The 14,408-nt window shown below is 71.1% G+C and carries 9 protein-coding genes and 1 riboswitch; of the genes, 3 read left to right on the top strand and 6 right to left on the bottom strand.

Features of this window, described 5'->3' with window-relative positions:
* Nucleotides 1-115 precede the first annotated feature (115 nt).
* The 6 genes from Q8O14_11505 to ribD all read right to left on the bottom strand — a co-directional run bounded on the left by Q8O14_11505 (nt 116) and on the right by ribD (nt 8,059).
* Nucleotides 116-1,810, bottom strand: coding sequence for a hypothetical protein (locus Q8O14_11505; protein MDP2361357.1), 1,695 nt, complete (start codon nt 1,808-1,810; stop codon nt 116-118).
* Nucleotides 1,811-2,223: 413 nt separating this feature from the next.
* Entirely contained in the window at nt 2,224-4,566 is a 2,343-nt protein-coding gene (locus tag Q8O14_11500) for a hypothetical protein (GenBank protein MDP2361356.1), read from the bottom strand.
* Between the two features lie 5 nt (nt 4,567-4,571).
* On the bottom strand, nt 4,572-5,036 hold the full coding sequence (gene ribE, locus Q8O14_11495; GenBank protein ID MDP2361355.1) for a 6,7-dimethyl-8-ribityllumazine synthase: 465 nt from the start codon (nt 5,034-5,036) through the stop codon (nt 4,572-4,574).
* Nucleotides 5,037-5,046: 10 nt separating this feature from the next.
* Complete coding sequence (locus tag Q8O14_11490) at nt 5,047-6,255, bottom strand: bifunctional 3,4-dihydroxy-2-butanone-4-phosphate synthase/GTP cyclohydrolase II (GenBank protein ID MDP2361354.1); 1,209 nt, start codon at nt 6,253-6,255, stop codon at nt 5,047-5,049.
* An 8-nt stretch (nt 6,256-6,263) separates the two neighbouring features.
* The gene (locus Q8O14_11485) at nt 6,264-6,935 is read right to left on the bottom strand and encodes a riboflavin synthase (protein MDP2361353.1); all 672 of its coding nucleotides are present in this window, start codon (nt 6,933-6,935) and stop codon (nt 6,264-6,266) included.
* 5 nt (nt 6,936-6,940) lie between these two features.
* Nucleotides 6,941-8,059, bottom strand: coding sequence for a bifunctional diaminohydroxyphosphoribosylaminopyrimidine deaminase/5-amino-6-(5-phosphoribosylamino)uracil reductase RibD (gene ribD / locus Q8O14_11480; GenBank protein MDP2361352.1), 1,119 nt, complete (start codon nt 8,057-8,059; stop codon nt 6,941-6,943).
* A 103-nt stretch (nt 8,060-8,162) separates the two neighbouring features.
* A riboswitch (FMN riboswitch) is annotated at nt 8,163-8,328 on the bottom strand.
* A gap of 200 nt (nt 8,329-8,528) precedes the next feature.
* On the opposite strand from ribD, the gene Q8O14_11475 reads away from it, so the two are divergent.
* From Q8O14_11475 to Q8O14_11465, 3 genes are all read left to right on the top strand, one after another.
* On the top strand, nt 8,529-9,344 hold the full coding sequence (locus tag Q8O14_11475; GenBank protein MDP2361351.1) for a DUF2797 domain-containing protein: 816 nt from the start codon (nt 8,529-8,531) through the stop codon (nt 9,342-9,344).
* Entirely contained in the window at nt 9,344-10,204 is an 861-nt protein-coding gene (locus tag Q8O14_11470) for a patatin-like phospholipase family protein (protein ID MDP2361350.1), read from the top strand. Before Q8O14_11475 ends, Q8O14_11470 begins: the two co-directional genes overlap by 1 nt.
* Nucleotides 10,205-10,774: 570 nt before the next feature.
* Entirely contained in the window at nt 10,775-14,401 is a 3,627-nt protein-coding gene (locus Q8O14_11465; GenBank protein ID MDP2361349.1) for a hypothetical protein, read from the top strand.
* Nucleotides 14,402-14,408: the final 7 nt, after the last annotated feature.

The following is a 14,408-nucleotide window of genomic DNA, read 5'->3' as shown; positions in this document are numbered from 1 at the left end:
CGGTCACCATGAACCCCCATCCCGACCTTCCCCCTGGGAGGGGGAAGGAGACTGTGCGGTCACCATGAACCCCCATCCCGACCTTCCCCCTGGGAGGGGGAAGGAGACTGTGCGGTCACCATGAACCCCCATCCCGACCTTCCCCCTGGGAGGGGGAAGGGGATTGGCTCGTCAGCAGGCGCCGTGCCGCCGCCAGGTCCGGCTCATCCTCGCGGCCGGACTGCAGGCGGGCGATCTGGCACAGGCGGCCCTCCTCGTCCAGCAGGCGGATCTCCACGGCCGTGGCCCCCCGCGTGTAGGATTTCTCGACGCCGATCTGGTGCTGCGCGGCGGCGGCGATCTGCGGCAAGTGGGTGATGCAAAGCAGCTGGTGGCGCGCCGCCAACTGCCGCATGAGGGAGGCGACGGCCAGGGCGGCCTTGCCGCTGATGCCGGCGTCGATCTCGTCGAAGACGAGGCACTGGCCAGCGCTCTCCTCCAGCAGCAGGCATTTCAACGCCAGCATGATGCGCGACAGCTCGCCGCCGGAGGCGATCTGCTCCAACGGCCCCAGCGGCGTGTCCGGGTTGGTGCTGATGAAGAAGGCCGGACTCTCGGCCCCCACCGCGTCCCAGCGGGTGGGCGGCTCCTCAAGGACCACATCCAGGCGGCCCCCCGTGATGCCCAGTTCCTCGAGCAGGGGCTGGATGCGCCGCGAGAGGGCGGCGCCCCCCGCCGTCCGGCCCTCGCTGAGGGCGTGGCGGGCCTGCTCAAGCGCCTCCCGGCGCTGCTCCTCCTCCCGTTCCAGAGCGACGATGCGCGCGTCCAGATCCTCCCCGGCGGCGAGCAGGCCGCCCAGCTCCCGCTGCCTGTCCAGCATGGCATCCAGGCTGCCGCCGTGCTTGCGGATCAGGCGGTCCAGCTGCTGCAGGCGCTCGCGGATCTGCTCCAGGCGCTCGGGATCCCAGTCCAGGGCCTCGGCGCGGGCGCGCGCCTGCTGGGCGGCCTCCTGGATCTTGAGCACGGCCTCGCTCAGCAGGGCGGCGGCGGGATCGAAGGCGGGATCCAGCCGGGCCGCCTGGGACAGCTCCTTCTCCTGGGCCGTGAGCCGCCCGTGGAGGGAGTCCTCGCCTTCATAGAGCGCGTCCGCCGCCTGGAGCCCCACGCGCTTCAACTCCTCGGCGTGGGAAAGCAGGCGGTGCTCCGCCGCCAGCTCGCGGTCTTCGCCGGGCCGGGCGGCCAGGGCCTCCAGCTCCTGCAAATGGAACTGCCACAGCTCGCGCAGCTCCCGCCGCCGTTCGGCCTCCTGGCGGGCGGCGGCCAGCTCGTCGCGCAGCCCCCGCCAGGCGCGCCAAGCCTCGTCGTGGACGGCGCGGGCGGGCCGGATGAGCGGCAGGGCGTCCAGCAGGTCGGCGTGGCGCTCGCGCTCGAGCAGCTGGGCCAGGTCGCGCTGGCCGTGGAAGTCGGCCAGATGGACGGCCAGCTCGCGCAGGTCCCGCTGCTGGACGGATTGCCCGGCCACGGTGCTGCGGCTGCGGCCCTGGACGATCTCCCGGCCGATGGCGAGCGGCCCGGCGGGCAGTCCGCGCGGCTCCCGCCAGGCGCGCAGGGCGGGGCTGTCCGCCGCGGCGAAGACGGTCGTGATACGCGTGGTCTTTCCCTCGTGGAGCAGCTCGCGGTGGACGCGCGCGCCCAGGGCGGCGCCCACGGCGCCCAGCAGCATGCTCTTGCCGGCGCCCGTCTCGCCCGTGACGGCGATGAAGCCGGCGGGGAGATCCAGCCGCAGGGAGCGGATGAGGCCGAAGTGCTCGATGGCGAGGTGCGTCAGCATGGGGACAAGATAGGACCGGGCCGGCGGGGAGGGGCAGACGGGGAGGGCCGGAGATGGGAACCTCGCCCTGAGGCAGGTTGAACCTGGACATGTGGGAAGCGGAGGAGGAAAGGAAGCCCGTCCTGTGGCCGCCAGTGGACAGGGGGGCTACATGGTTCTGGTTTTTGCCCTGTTCCCTCCCACCGCCCCCCTCCCGCCCGGGGAACCTGGGGTGGCCGCATTTGATCCCGAATGGGCCGTGTTTCTCGTGGACAAGCGGACGGCTGTCCAATCAACTCCACAGACGATTGCGCCTCAGACGTGACCCGCTGCGATTGTCCAGCCTGTCGCCACGCCTTACTGCTTGGGTAGGACTGTCTGACTGCTTGTGAGCCTCCCGCGCCCTTGCCATCCAATGGCCTGCCCGCAAACCCTCAGCGAATCACCGCGATCTTTCCCTCCGCGCTCCCCCCGTCGGAGCTGACGAGGATGAGGTAGACGCCGCTGCCCACCAGGGCGCCGCCGTCGTCGCGCCCGTCCCAGCCCTCCTCGGCCTCCAGCAGGGAGAGCTTGCGCACGCGCCGGCCGGAGGCGTCGTAGAGGACGATGGTGGCGTCGTTGGCCAGGCCCTCGGGCAGCAGGCGGGCGCGCCGGAGGCCGTCCGGGCGGAAGGGATTGGGGTACATGCGGGCCGTGCCGGCGGGGGCGCGGCCGTAATCGCGGGCGCCGGTCCCGCAGGTGAAGAGGCCCAGGTTGCCCGCCACCCAGAGGGCGCCGTCAGGCATGATGCGCACGGCGTTCAGTTGGAAGCCCTCGGCGCGGCGCAGCAGGCTGTTGAGCTCCGCCGCCACAACCGGATTGCGGAAGAGGGCGGCCTGCGGCTCGTAGACGCTGAGCCCGGCGTCGGCCCCCAGCCAGACGCGGCCGCGGCCATCGGCCGTGAGGGCCTCCACCTGCTCGCTGAGGAGGCCTTCCAGGAACTGCACGCGGCTGAACTGGGCCAAGCCGCCATAGATGCCGCCCACGTAGAAGCCGTCGGAGGTGGCCAGCCAGAGGTTGTCGGAGGCGTCCACGGCCAGGCCGTTCACCACGCCGGGCGCCGCCAGGCCGAAGTTCCAGTTGGCGTCGGCCAGCTCGTGCTGGTCCAGGCGCCACTCCGCCAGGCGGGAGACAGGCAGCCCGCGGCTGGAGAGCTGAAGCAGGCGTTTGCGTTCGTCGCGGGAGTCCTTGCCCGCCACGCCGGCCCAGACACCCAGCGTCGGCGTGGGCAGGATGCCCCAGGGGAAGCGCAGGCCGATTTGCGGGAAATGCTTGCGGGCGAAGGCCGTGCTGCTGTCCGCATACCAGGCGGCTGGCACCACGACCAGGCAGGAGTCGTCCAGGGCCTGGTGGTTGACAATCCACAGGTTGCCAGCGGCGTCCTCCTGCAGGTCGCTCACCAGGGGAAAAGTGGGGCCCTCGCCCACCTGGGCATTGGCGAAGCCGGCCATGCGGTGGGCGGGTCCGGCGTCCCAGGAGAATTTTTTCACCTGGGGCTCGGGCAGGTCGGGCAGGAGGCGGCTGCAACCGCGGCCCCAGCTGCCGAACCACACGCCGCCATGGCGGTCGCAGGCGATGCTGGTGGGGTAGTTGCCGAAATAGTCATAACCCAGCTTCCAGGCCTGCCAGCCGCCCTCCGGCCGCAGGCGGTAGAGGCCGTTGCGGCGGTTGTCGGAGGCCACGCCCACGGCCCAGAGGCTGCCGTCGGCGGCCACCTCCAGGTCGACGAACTCCTCGGCCCCGGGCAGATCGGGACGGAGGGGCTCGCCCCATCCGTCGTCCGCCAGGGCGACCAGTCCGCCGCCCTCTCCGCCCGGCAACAAGGCCGCCCACAGGGTTCCCCCCTCGTAGGCGAGGGCTCCCACGCGCTGGCCGAGGCTGGACTGGTGCTGGCCGCCGTCCTGCAGGACGCGGCTGCCCGTGCCGCTGGCCAGGGCCAGGACCCAGCTGGATCCCTTCGCCGCCAGGGCCAGCGGTTGGGACAAGCCCGCCAGCTCCGTGCGCCACTGGCCGTCCAGACCCATCGACCCGGCCCAGGCGGCGCCCAGCGGATCCTGCAAGAGGGCGTAGAGCCGTTCCTCGCCGGCGGCCAGCCAGGCGCGGTCCACCGTGACCAGGTTGCCCGGGCGCGCCCAGGACTGCATCGAGGCCGGCGGAGCGGGCCAGCCAGCGCCCCAAACCAGGCCGTTCGCCGTGACGGCCACCAGCCAGTCCCCGAATGCGGTCGCGGCCAGGACCGGGCTCTGCTGGGGGAAGTCGCCCAGGGCATGCAGGTTCCAACGGACGAGGTACTCGTCGTCCTCGGCCAGGTAGTCGAAGCGCGTGAGGCCGATGCTGTGGGCGACGAGCACGGTGCCGCCGCCGCCCCACAGGTCGTTGATCGCCCGGATCTGCGGATGCTCGCGGAACTCGAGGAAGCCGCGCGACCAGGCGCCGTCATGAAGGCCGCGGGCGCTCAGGCTGGCGTCGGCGCCGGCCCAGAAGAGGGTGCCCGCTCCATCCGTGCAAACATCCACCAAGTCCACCGCAAGCATGCCCTGCGGAAACGAGACGTGCTCCCAGGTGCCGCCGGCCACGGGATGGAGGACGCCGCCGCGGGTGGAGGCGGTGACCAGGCGACCGTCCACGGCGATCATGGCCCGCGTGTCGGTGAAATCGGCCACGTGCCGCCAGCGCTCCTGGGCCTGGGCCAGGCCGCAGGCGAGGAACAGGGTGGCTGTCAGGAGGGCGCGCGCCATGGGGCTCAGCCCAGCCGCGCCATCAGGTCCGCCATTTCGATGGCGGACAGGGCGGCGTCCCAGCCCTTGTTGCCGGCCTTGGTGCCGGCGCGCTCCACCGCCTGCTCGATGGTGTCCGTGGTCAGCACGCCGTTGGCGACAGGCAGGCGCTTCTCGAGCATGACCTGGGCCATGCCCTTGGCCGACTCGTGCATCACCACCTCGAAGTGCGGCGTGGCGCCCCGGATGACGGCGCCCAGGCAGATGATGGCGTCCACCTGCCCGGAGTCGGCCAAGCGGGCCGCGGCCAGGGGAATCTCGAAGGCGCCGGGCACGCGCACCACCGTGACCTTGGCCCGCTCCCCGCCGTGGCGCTCGATGCAGTCGAGGGCGCCCTCCAGCAGGCGTCCGCCGATCAGGTCGTTGAAACGCCCCAGCACGATGCCGAAGCGCCGGCCCTTGGCCTGCAGCTGCCCATTGATCTCCTTCATGGCATGCCCCTTACATGTTCAACATGTGGCCCAGCTTGGTCTTCTTGGTGCGAAGGTAGTGTTCGTTGAAGGCGCCGTGCGGCACCTGGAGCGGCACTCGCTCCACCACCTCGATGCCGAAACCCTTCAAGCCGACGATCTTGCGCGGGTTGTTGGTGAGGAGGCGAATGTGCTTCAGGCCCAGCTCCTGGAGGATCTGCGCGCCGATGCCGTAGTGGCGCAGGTCGGGCGGGAAGCCGAGACGCTCGTTGGCCTCCACCGTGTCGGCGCCGTCGTCCTGCAGGGCATAGGCGCGCAGCTTGTTGGCAAGGCCGATGCCGCGGCCCTCCTGCCGCATGTAGAGGACGACGCCCACTCCTTCGTCGGCCACCAGCCGCATGGCATGGTGGAGCTGGTTGCCGCAGTCGCAGCGCATGCTGCCGAAGACGTCGCCCGTGAGACACTCGCTGTGGACGCGGACCAGCACCGGCTCCACGGCGGCGGCGGGGTCACCCATGACGAGGGCCAGGTGGTCGCGCTTGTCCACCGGCGAGTAGAAATGATGCAGGTTGAACTCGCCCCAGGGCGTTGGCATGCGCACCTGCACGCGTGTCACAATCTGGCTTTCATGGGCGGAGCGCCAGGCGATCAGATCCTCGATGGTGATCATCTTGAGGCCGAAGGTGTCGCGCACGCGGGCCAGGTCGGGGACGCGGGCCATGCTGCCGTCGTCCCTCATGATCTCGCAAAGGACGCCCACCGGCTGCAGGCCGGCGAGGCGGGCCAGGTCGACCGAGGCCTCGGTGTGGCCGGCGCGCTGCAGCACCCCGCCGCGGGCGGCCATGAGCGGATGGATGTGGCCGGGGCGGGCCAGATCGGCGGGGGCGGTGGCGGAGTCGGCCAGGGCGCGCAGGGTGATGGCCCGGTCCTGGGCGCTGATGCCGGTCGTGGTGCCGGCCCGCGCGTCCACGCTGACAGTGAAGGCCGTGGCGTGGAGGGCCGTGTTCTCGCCCACCATCAAATCCAGGCCCAGGGTCTTGCAGCGCTCCTGGGTCAGGCTGGCGCAGATCATGCCCCGGCCGTGCCTGGCCATGAAGTTGACCCGCTCCGCCGTCACCAGCTCGGCGGCCATGATGAAGTCCCCCTCATTCTCGCGGTCGGGGTCGTCCACCACGATGATCATCTCGCCCGCGGCGATGGCGGCCAGGGCGTCCTCGATCGGATCAAACACGACGTCCATCTCAGTCCTCAGGTGCCGAGGCCGGTCAGCGTCCCCCAGGAGAGACCGCCCGGCCCCTCTCCCGGGGCGCGCGCCGCCCCGTGTTGCAGCAGCTGCTCGACGACCTTCGCCAAGCAGTCGAACTCCACGTTCAAAGCGTCGCCGGGGCGCCGCCGGCCCAGGGTGGTGTGCTCCAGGGTGTAGGGAATGAGCGCCACCCGCGCCCGCCCCTCGCTCCCCTCGCGCCGGGCCGCTCCGGCCACGGTCAGGCTGACGCCGTCCAGGCAGATGGAACCGGTGCGCGCCGTGAAGCGGAGGAAGTCGTGGGGGAATGCCAGCTCCAGCTCCATGCCCAGGGTGGCCCGCTCCAGGCGCGTGACGCGGCCGGTGCAGTCCACGTGACCCTGCACGAAGTGCCCGCCCAGGCGGGTCTGCAGGGTGAGGGCACGCTCCAGGTGCACGGCGGCACCGGAGGCCAGGCCGCCCAGGGTCGTCTTGGACAGGGTCTCGCCCACCGCCTGCAGCTCCACCAGGCCGGCGCCGACGGCCGTGACCGTGAGGCAGACGCCGTTGACGAGCAGGCTGTCCTCCGGCTTGAGATCGGCCAGCACGCGGCTGGCGCGAAGGCGCAGGCGCCGGCCGCCGCCCTCGGAGCGGACGGCTTCCACCGTGCCCAGCTCCTCCACGATGCCGGTGAACATCGCTGCTACCCCCTCGCTTCCGGACGCCAGGCCTGCCAGAGGTCGGCGCCGACCCGCCTTTGCCGGACCAGGCGGAAGGCCCTGGCCGGCGCCACGCCCTCGGCGATCTGGACAGCGGGGAGGCCGCGACCCAGCAGCAGCGGCGCGGTGATCGTCACCAGCTCGTCGACCAGGCCGGCGGCCAGGAAGGAGCCGTGAACGGCAGCTCCGCCTTCCACCAGGAGGCCGTCCAGGCCCAGGGCCAGGCACTCCGCCAGCACCCAGTCCAGGGGAGGCCGCGCGGCGCCGCCGTGGCGGGCCACGCCCACGCCCAGGCGCTCCAGCCGGCGCACGCGCACCGTGGGCGCTTCCCGCCCGCAGAGGAGGGTGAGCGGCTGCTCCCGCGCCGAGCGGACCAGGCGTCCGTCGAGGGGCAAGCGGGCCCGGGAATCCAGCACCAGGCGGTGCGGGGCGCGGCCGCTGAAGGGCCGGCCCGGGATGTGCGGCAAACCAAGCAGGGGGTCGTCGGCCAGCGCCGTGCCGACCCCGATGAGGAGGCCGGGGTGGGCGGCGCGCAGCAGGCGGGTCTCCTCCCGGCTGGCCGGTCCGCTCAAAGCGGTGGGCCGACCGGCCTGCCGGGTGATGAGGCCGTCCAGGCTCTGGGCCCATTTCAGCGTGACCCAGGGCCGGCCGCGGGTCATGGCGCTGACGAAGTGGCGGTTGAGGGCGCGGGCCTCCCCTTCCAACAGGCCGCAGGTCGTCTCCACGCCGCCGGCGCGCAATTGGGCCAGGCCCTGTCCGGCGACCAGGGGATTGGGATCCTCCATCGCCGCGACGAGGCGGGAGATCCCGGCGGCCAGGATGAGTCCGGTGCAGGGGGGGGTGCGGCCCTCATGGCAGCAGGGTTCCAGGGTGACGACGAGATCGGCGCCCCGGGTCACGCTGCGCGGCAGGCCGCGCAGGCAGCGGACCTCGGCGTGGGGATCGCCGGCGCGCTCGTGCCAGCCTTCGGCCAGGAGGCGGCCCTCCCGCACAAGCACGGCGCCCACCATCGGGTTGGGGGCGGCGCCGGGGCGTCCCCGCTCAGCCAGCGCCAGGGCGCGGCGCATGGCCGGCAAGAGGGATTGGGGCCAGAGGCTGGACATGGACATCCCGTGCTGGACGGGGTGAAGGGGATGGACGGCCGGTCGACCGGCAGGGGATCCCGCGGCGGACACCGGGAGCGGTCCCCTGGCTGGCAAGCACGGGCGCGTCTCTCTCCCATCCGGGCTCTCACCGTCGGCGTCCGGGTTCCACGGACTCGGCCCCGCACCTAAACCAGCGGCCTTTCACGTATGACAGGCCCGTGGTTTAGGTGCGGGGTTCGCGGGCTGTCACCGCCGGCTGGGACTTCCACCCAACCCCGAGAAACGACTTGCGAACCGCCGGCAAGATAGGCTCGGGGGGGGGATTCGCCAAGCTGAGGTCGTTCAGGCGGGCTGGTCCAGCAGCTCCCGCACCCGGGCGATGGCCACGCGTCCCTCCGCCAGGGCGAGGACGTCACTGGATCGCGGGTGCTGGCACGGTCCTATCTTGGACTGTCGCAAGGATGAAAAAGGGTATGCGGGAGGACGCATGAGATGGCAGGGCACCTTGTGCAAGATGACGGCCCGCCCCGAGTCGCCCGTCGCTTACACATTGACCGACGCGTTCCAGGGCGGCCCGCCGCTGGAACTCAACCCGCTGCTGGGCCGGCGTCTCGTCCTGGAGCACGAGGGCCGCATTCATTGCCTCCACTGCGGTGCCGCCACGGCCAAGGCCTATGGCGAGGGTTCCTGCTATCCCTGTTTCGTGCGCCTGCCCCAGAACGACATCTGCATCGTCAAGCCCGAACTATGCCACTACCACGACGCCGGCAACCCCTGCCGCGACCCGGCTTGGGGGGAGCGGCACTGTTTCCAACCCCATGTCCTTTACCTGGCGGTCAGCAGCGGGCTGAAGGTGGGCATCACCCGTCAAAGCCAGATCCCCACCCGCTGGATGGACCAGGGCGCCAGCCTGGCCCTGCCCCTGCTGCGCCTGCCCGATCGCCGCGCCGTGGGCGAGGTGGAGTCCTTCCTGGCGGCCCATCTGCCGGACAAGACGCACTGGCAGAAGATGCTGCGCAACGAGACGCCGGAGGTGGACCTGGGCGCCGAGGCGGAGCGGGTGCTTGCCCTGCTGGGCGGGCGCTTCGCCGTGGAGGTGTTGCCCGGACGGGAGCCCTGGCGCTTCACCTACCCCGCCCTGGCCTGGCCCACCAAGGTGAGCAGCTTCAACCTGGAGAAGACGCGCCGGGTGGAGGGCGTGCTGCAGGCGATCAAGGGCCAGTACCTTCTCTTCGACAGCGGCGTGCTCAACCTCCGCAAGCACAGTGGCTGGGATCTCGCCCTGCGCGTGGTGGAGGCGTGATGGGCCGGCACGTCCTTCTTGTCCTGGCGCTCGTGCTGACGGTGGGCATGCCCTCTTCGTCCAGGGCGGCCCGCGAGCGGCCTCTCTTCGCCCTGGCCCTGGGGGGCGGCGCGGCGCTGGGCTACGCCCACCTGGGCGTGCTGGAGGTGCTGGAGGAGGAAGGCTTGCGCCCCGATCTGGTGCTGGGCGCCTCCATGGGCAGCATCGTGGGCGGACTCTACTGCTCCGGCCTGCCTGTCGAGCGCATCGCCGCCCAGGCGGATGGACTCGGCATCTTCCACCTGATGGACCTGCAACTTGGCGGGTTGGGCATCTTCGAGTGGGGCAAGGTGCGTCGCCGGCTGGCCCCGCTGGTGGGAGGGATGAGGTTGGAGGACTGCCCCATCCCCCTCATCTGTGTGGCCACGGATCTGCAATCGGGCGAGCGCCTGTTGCTGCGCAAAGGACCCCTGCTCGACGCCATGCTTGCCTCCGCCACCGTACCGGGGCTTTACGAACCCGTGCCCTGGGAAGGGCGCCTGCTCATCGATGGCGGGCTGGTGGATGAGGTGCCGGTGTTCAGCGCCCGGGAGGCGGGCGCCGCCGTGGTGGTGGCGGTGGATGTCTCCCACCCCCTCCTGGACGGCAAACTGCGCGGCCCCATCGATGTGATGCGTCAGGCCTATTTCATCATCCAGATGCACAACGTGGACCACCGACGCTCCCAGGCCGACCTGCTTGTCCGCCCCGACTTGGATGGCCTGGACTTCCACAAGTTCGGCGAGGTGGAGGCGGCCCGCCGGGCCGGGCGCGAGGCGGCGCGGCGCTGCCTGCCGGAGCTGCGCACCCTGCTGAATGAGAAGGGCTGGACGCCGCGCTGATCCACCAAGGGCGGCAGTTTTTGCTCAGGTGTCCGACCATGGGTCGGACACCTGTTCGGCAATCCAGACAGCCCCCGACCACCTCCCCACTTGGGGCAACAGATCGCCCGCCCGGCGCGACACCCACCCGCCGGGAAATTCTCCGGCTCTGGCGAGACGCACCCATTGTCGGCTGTCTTGCCGAAGGGCCGTACAGCCGGGCGGCAACTACTGCCAGGGTGTCCGACCCTTGGTCGGACACCTGTTCGTTGGCGCAGACACCATCCGCCCGCCTTCCCACATGGGGCAACAGTCGCTTGCCCGGCTCGACACCCGCCTGCGGGCGGATTGCCCCTGGCCACTTATCTCCTTGCTGTTTGTAGCACTTGACCTCGCCGCCCGGCTGTCCAATTTCCGGCGGACCTGCCATCCCGCGGCGGGCCGACGCCTTCCAGCCGGGGCCAATCTATATGACCATCAACGCAATCTGTGCAACAAGGGGCTGGCGCTATTTTTGCTCAACCCAAGAGGCTGGGAGTCCCATCAGGAAGCACCATGACCTCACCATTCTCTCGACCCAATGGATCGGCCTTGGCCACAAGCTTGGCCGCAGGTCTCTTGCTGTCCACCCGCGCCGCCGCCGACGCGCCGCCGCCCGGCTTCAGCCCAGGCCTGCGATTGGTGGGCCTGGATCCCATCGAGGAGAGCTGCCCGCCCGCTGTCGACCTCAGCCTGGCCGCGGCCGGCCTGGTGGACGGGCAGGCCGTGCTGCGCATCGGAACGCGGGAGCCCTGGGGCGGGCGCGCGGTCCTGGCGGCGGAGGCCCGGCACGGAGCCAAGGCGGCCCGCTTGGTGCTGCACGGCACGGAGCGGCTGGAGCGGCAGGTGCTGGCCGCCGGCGCTTGGCGCACCCTGGACACAGATCGGCCGGATCTGCGCCGCGCCCAGGGGGCTGCCGTGCTGGAGCTGTGGCTGCCGGCCGACTGGGTGGAGTGGCCCGCCCTGCTGGCAGTGGAAGCGCCCCTCGATCTGCGCACCTATTGGGGCGGACTGGCCGCCGGCGAGGCGGATCGCCTGGACCGTCCGGCGGGGGGCGAGCGGACACCCTGCCACGTCGCCTTCGTCCACCACGGCAACCAGGGCCTCACCTGGACCGACGTGCTGTGGGGCGACGAGGCCAGCGCCCACGAACAGCACTGGGACGATTACCTCAACACCGGCAGCAACCACAACGGCTTCGACGAGATCCTGGGCCTGCACGACGTGCTGGACATCCCGGCCAATTTCCACGTGGCCGGCCCCCTGCAGACGGCGGCGGAGTGGTACTACCCGGCGGGCGGCGCGGTGGAGGGCTGGAACGCCTGGCTGGCGCGCGGCGCGGCGGAGGGCTGGGCCGGGCTGCTCACCAGCGCCTACGCCCAGCACATCATGCCCTTCGTCCAGGACTCCATGAACGACTGGTCGGTCCACACCCACGCCCAGATGACAGCCTGGCGCTATGGCTACACGCCCCACGTCGCCTGGGTGCCGGAGCGCGTGTGGGTCAGCCCTGAGGACAACGACGGCAACCCCTGGGACACCGCCGCCCACGTGGTGGATTGGATCGGCGACGACTGGCTGCCCCACGGCGTCTGGGCCGTGCTGCTCGACCAGGAGGAGCACTGCGACTACCAGAACAACTGGGCCAACGACCGCCACATCTACACCATTCCCGTGCCCGGCCAGGGCGACCTCAACGTCATCCCCATCAACGGCCCCTTCACCGGCGCCTGCCACAGCGACGCCGGCACCGCCTGGAACATGATCCTGGACTGCTCGCCGGACGAGTTGCTCGTCTACGGCACGGACTGGGAGGTGGTGGCCGAGGTGGCCGGCTTCGGGCAGCAATTCCCCAGCGCCCTCAACAACATGATCTGGCTGGTGCAGCAGATCGCCGGCACGGCCGGGGCCGTGCAGTCCCTCAAGCTGGACAACGCCCTGGGTGGCTTCGCGGGCGGGCCGATCAACCTGCAGAACGGCACCTACGGCCTGCTGGGCGGGAGGGGCGGCTACGGCTCGGACTGGCTCAGCCCCGGCACGCGCAACTCCTGGTACGGCCATTGGGCCTCCAGCCCCAGCCGCAGCGACCAGCACGATCCGGCCTGGAACTACGGCCATGTCTGGCACGAGACCTGGAGCTGGATCATGGGCAGCCCCGACAACGGGCTCTCCACCCTGGCCTGGCACGTGCTCATGACCAACCTCCACGAGACGGGCTGGCACGACGGGAGCGAGATCAGTGGCTGGATCCACCGCTACGCCTCCCACATCAAGAACGCCCGCATCTACGCCGAGGCGGGGCGCTGGTGGGGCGGCCAGGCCTGGCAGGGCACCGGCGCGCAGCGGGCCGACGTGGACGCCGACGGCGTGGAGGAGCTGGTGCTCTTCAGCGACCGCGTGCTGGCCGTCTTCGAGGAGAACGGTGGACGGGCGCCTTGGATCTTCGCCAAGGACTCGACGGGCGCCGCCAGCTTGGTGGGCAGTTGCAGCGCCTACTGGGTGGAGACGGAGATGGATTTCGACGACGGGGCCGCCCACAACCACGTCTCCGCCTTCGCCGACGTGTCCCCCTCCACCCAGTACGACGCCTATGCCATGAGCGTGGACTCGCTGGGGTCCGGCTTCGCGCGCGTGCGGCTGAGCCATGCGGGCGGCCTGGAGAAATCCTTCAGCGTGACGGCGGGACAACCCTGGATCATCTGCGACTACGACGCGCCCCTCCCCACCTGGATCAAGCACGGCTTCACGCCGGATTATCTGGACCTGCTCTGGAACGCCCGCACCACCCGCCTGTGGGATCCTGGCGCCTCCTGGCCGCGGGCGGATTGGATGGGGCAACGCAACGCCACCACGGGCTGGACGGCGGCCCTGGTGCTGGGCAACGGCGGCGCCCAGCACGCCTCCGACTTCCAGGGCACGCTGGTGCGCGGCGACGAGATCCTGGGCGAGGGCCGCTTCCGCTACCTCTTCTACGCCGGCCGCAGCACGGCCCCCGACGCCCAGGGCCAGGTGCCCGAGCTGACCGCCCTGGCCCAGGCCGGCCTTGACGTGCGGGCCCCGCGCCTGGCGGCCACGGCGCCCTTCCTGGCGCCCCATTTCGCCGTGCTGGATTTCGACGAGGCGGTGGACGAGACCAGCGCGGAGAACCTCGCCCATTGGCAGCTCAGCGGCTTCCCCGCCGGCGTCGCCCTGCTGTCGGCGGAGCGACAAGCCTGGCCGCGCCGTGTCCTGCTGCGCCTCTCCGGGTTGGCGGGCGGCATGGGCGGGCAGATCCGCGCCCCGGGCGTACGCGACTTGGCGGGCAACCTGGTGGACCCCGCCCACGACACGGCGGCCTTCCAGGTGCCCAACGGGCTGACGCCCCACAGCATCCTGGTGGACGGCACGCCGGACTTCATCGCCGCCACCGAGCTGATGGAGCAGCGCGTCGACAGCCTCTTCCTCACGTGGGACCAGGAAGCCCTTTACATCGGTTACCACGGGCGCTCCCTGGCCACGGGCGATTTCTTCGTCCACCTGGACACGGACCTGCTCCCCGGCAGCGGGGCCCCGCGCGATTCCTGGAGCCGGGTCGGCTTCACCACGGACCACCGGCCGGAGTTCACCATCGCGGTGGAGGGCGGCGGCAACACCATGCAGATCAACCACTGGTCAGGCGGCGCCTGGAGCTACGTGCAGTACGGGACGCACTCGGGCACCAGCTACGAGGGGTGGAGCGGCAACCTGATCACCGAACTGCGCATCCCCTGGAGCGAGCTGAACCACCCCGCCGGCCTGGCCCTCTGCGCCAACTTCACCCAGGAGAACAACCTGGTGACGGTGGTGGCCTGGCCCCAGGCCAATCCCGCGGGCACCAACGTGACTTTGGCTTCCTGGTGGGTCTTCGCCCAGCCGCCCCTGGCCGGACCCATGCCGCTCATGGGCGTGGCGCCCAACAATCCGGTGGCCGCGGCGCCGGCGGCCCCCCAGCTGGCCGCGCAGATCCTGCTCGACGGGCACTTGCGCCTTAGTTGGAACGCGGTGGCGGGCGCCCTGGGCTATCGCCTCCACGCCCTGGACAACCCGTGGGACGAGCCCGCCGGCGCGCCGCTGGCCGAGACGGGTGACTTGGACTATCTACTGCCGGTGGAGGGAGCGCGACGCTTCTATGTCGTCACCGCCGTCGGCTCCGGCTTGTGAATCAACC

This window comes from bacterium (assembly GCA_030685015.1).
Lineage (GTDB): Bacteria > CAIWAD01 > CAIWAD01 > CAIWAD01 > CAIWAD01 > CAIWAD01.
Note: the sequence above shows the minus strand (reverse complement) of the source record. Positions and strands in the feature narration are given on the sequence as shown.

Bases quoted from the DNA above. Each gene is read 5' to 3' on its own strand.
- Q8O14_11505 (MDP2361357.1), bottom strand. From the start codon at position 1,810: ATGCTGACGCACCTCGCCATCGAGCACTTCGGCCTCATCCGCTCCCTG.
- Q8O14_11500 (MDP2361356.1), bottom strand. From the start codon at position 4,566: ATGGCGCGCGCCCTCCTGACAGCCACCCTGTTCCTCGCCTGCGGCCTG.
- ribE (MDP2361355.1), bottom strand. From the start codon at position 5,036: ATGAAGGAGATCAATGGGCAGCTGCAGGCCAAGGGCCGGCGCTTCGGC.
- Q8O14_11490 (MDP2361354.1), bottom strand. From the start codon at position 6,255: ATGGACGTCGTGTTTGATCCGATCGAGGACGCCCTGGCCGCCATCGCC.
- Q8O14_11485 (MDP2361353.1), bottom strand. From the start codon at position 6,935: ATGTTCACCGGCATCGTGGAGGAGCTGGGCACGGTGGAAGCCGTCCGC.
- ribD (MDP2361352.1), bottom strand. From the start codon at position 8,059: ATGTCCAGCCTCTGGCCCCAATCCCTCTTGCCGGCCATGCGCCGCGCC.
- Q8O14_11475 (MDP2361351.1), top strand. From the start codon at position 8,529: ATGAGATGGCAGGGCACCTTGTGCAAGATGACGGCCCGCCCCGAGTCG.
- Q8O14_11470 (MDP2361350.1), top strand. From the start codon at position 9,344: ATGGGCCGGCACGTCCTTCTTGTCCTGGCGCTCGTGCTGACGGTGGGC.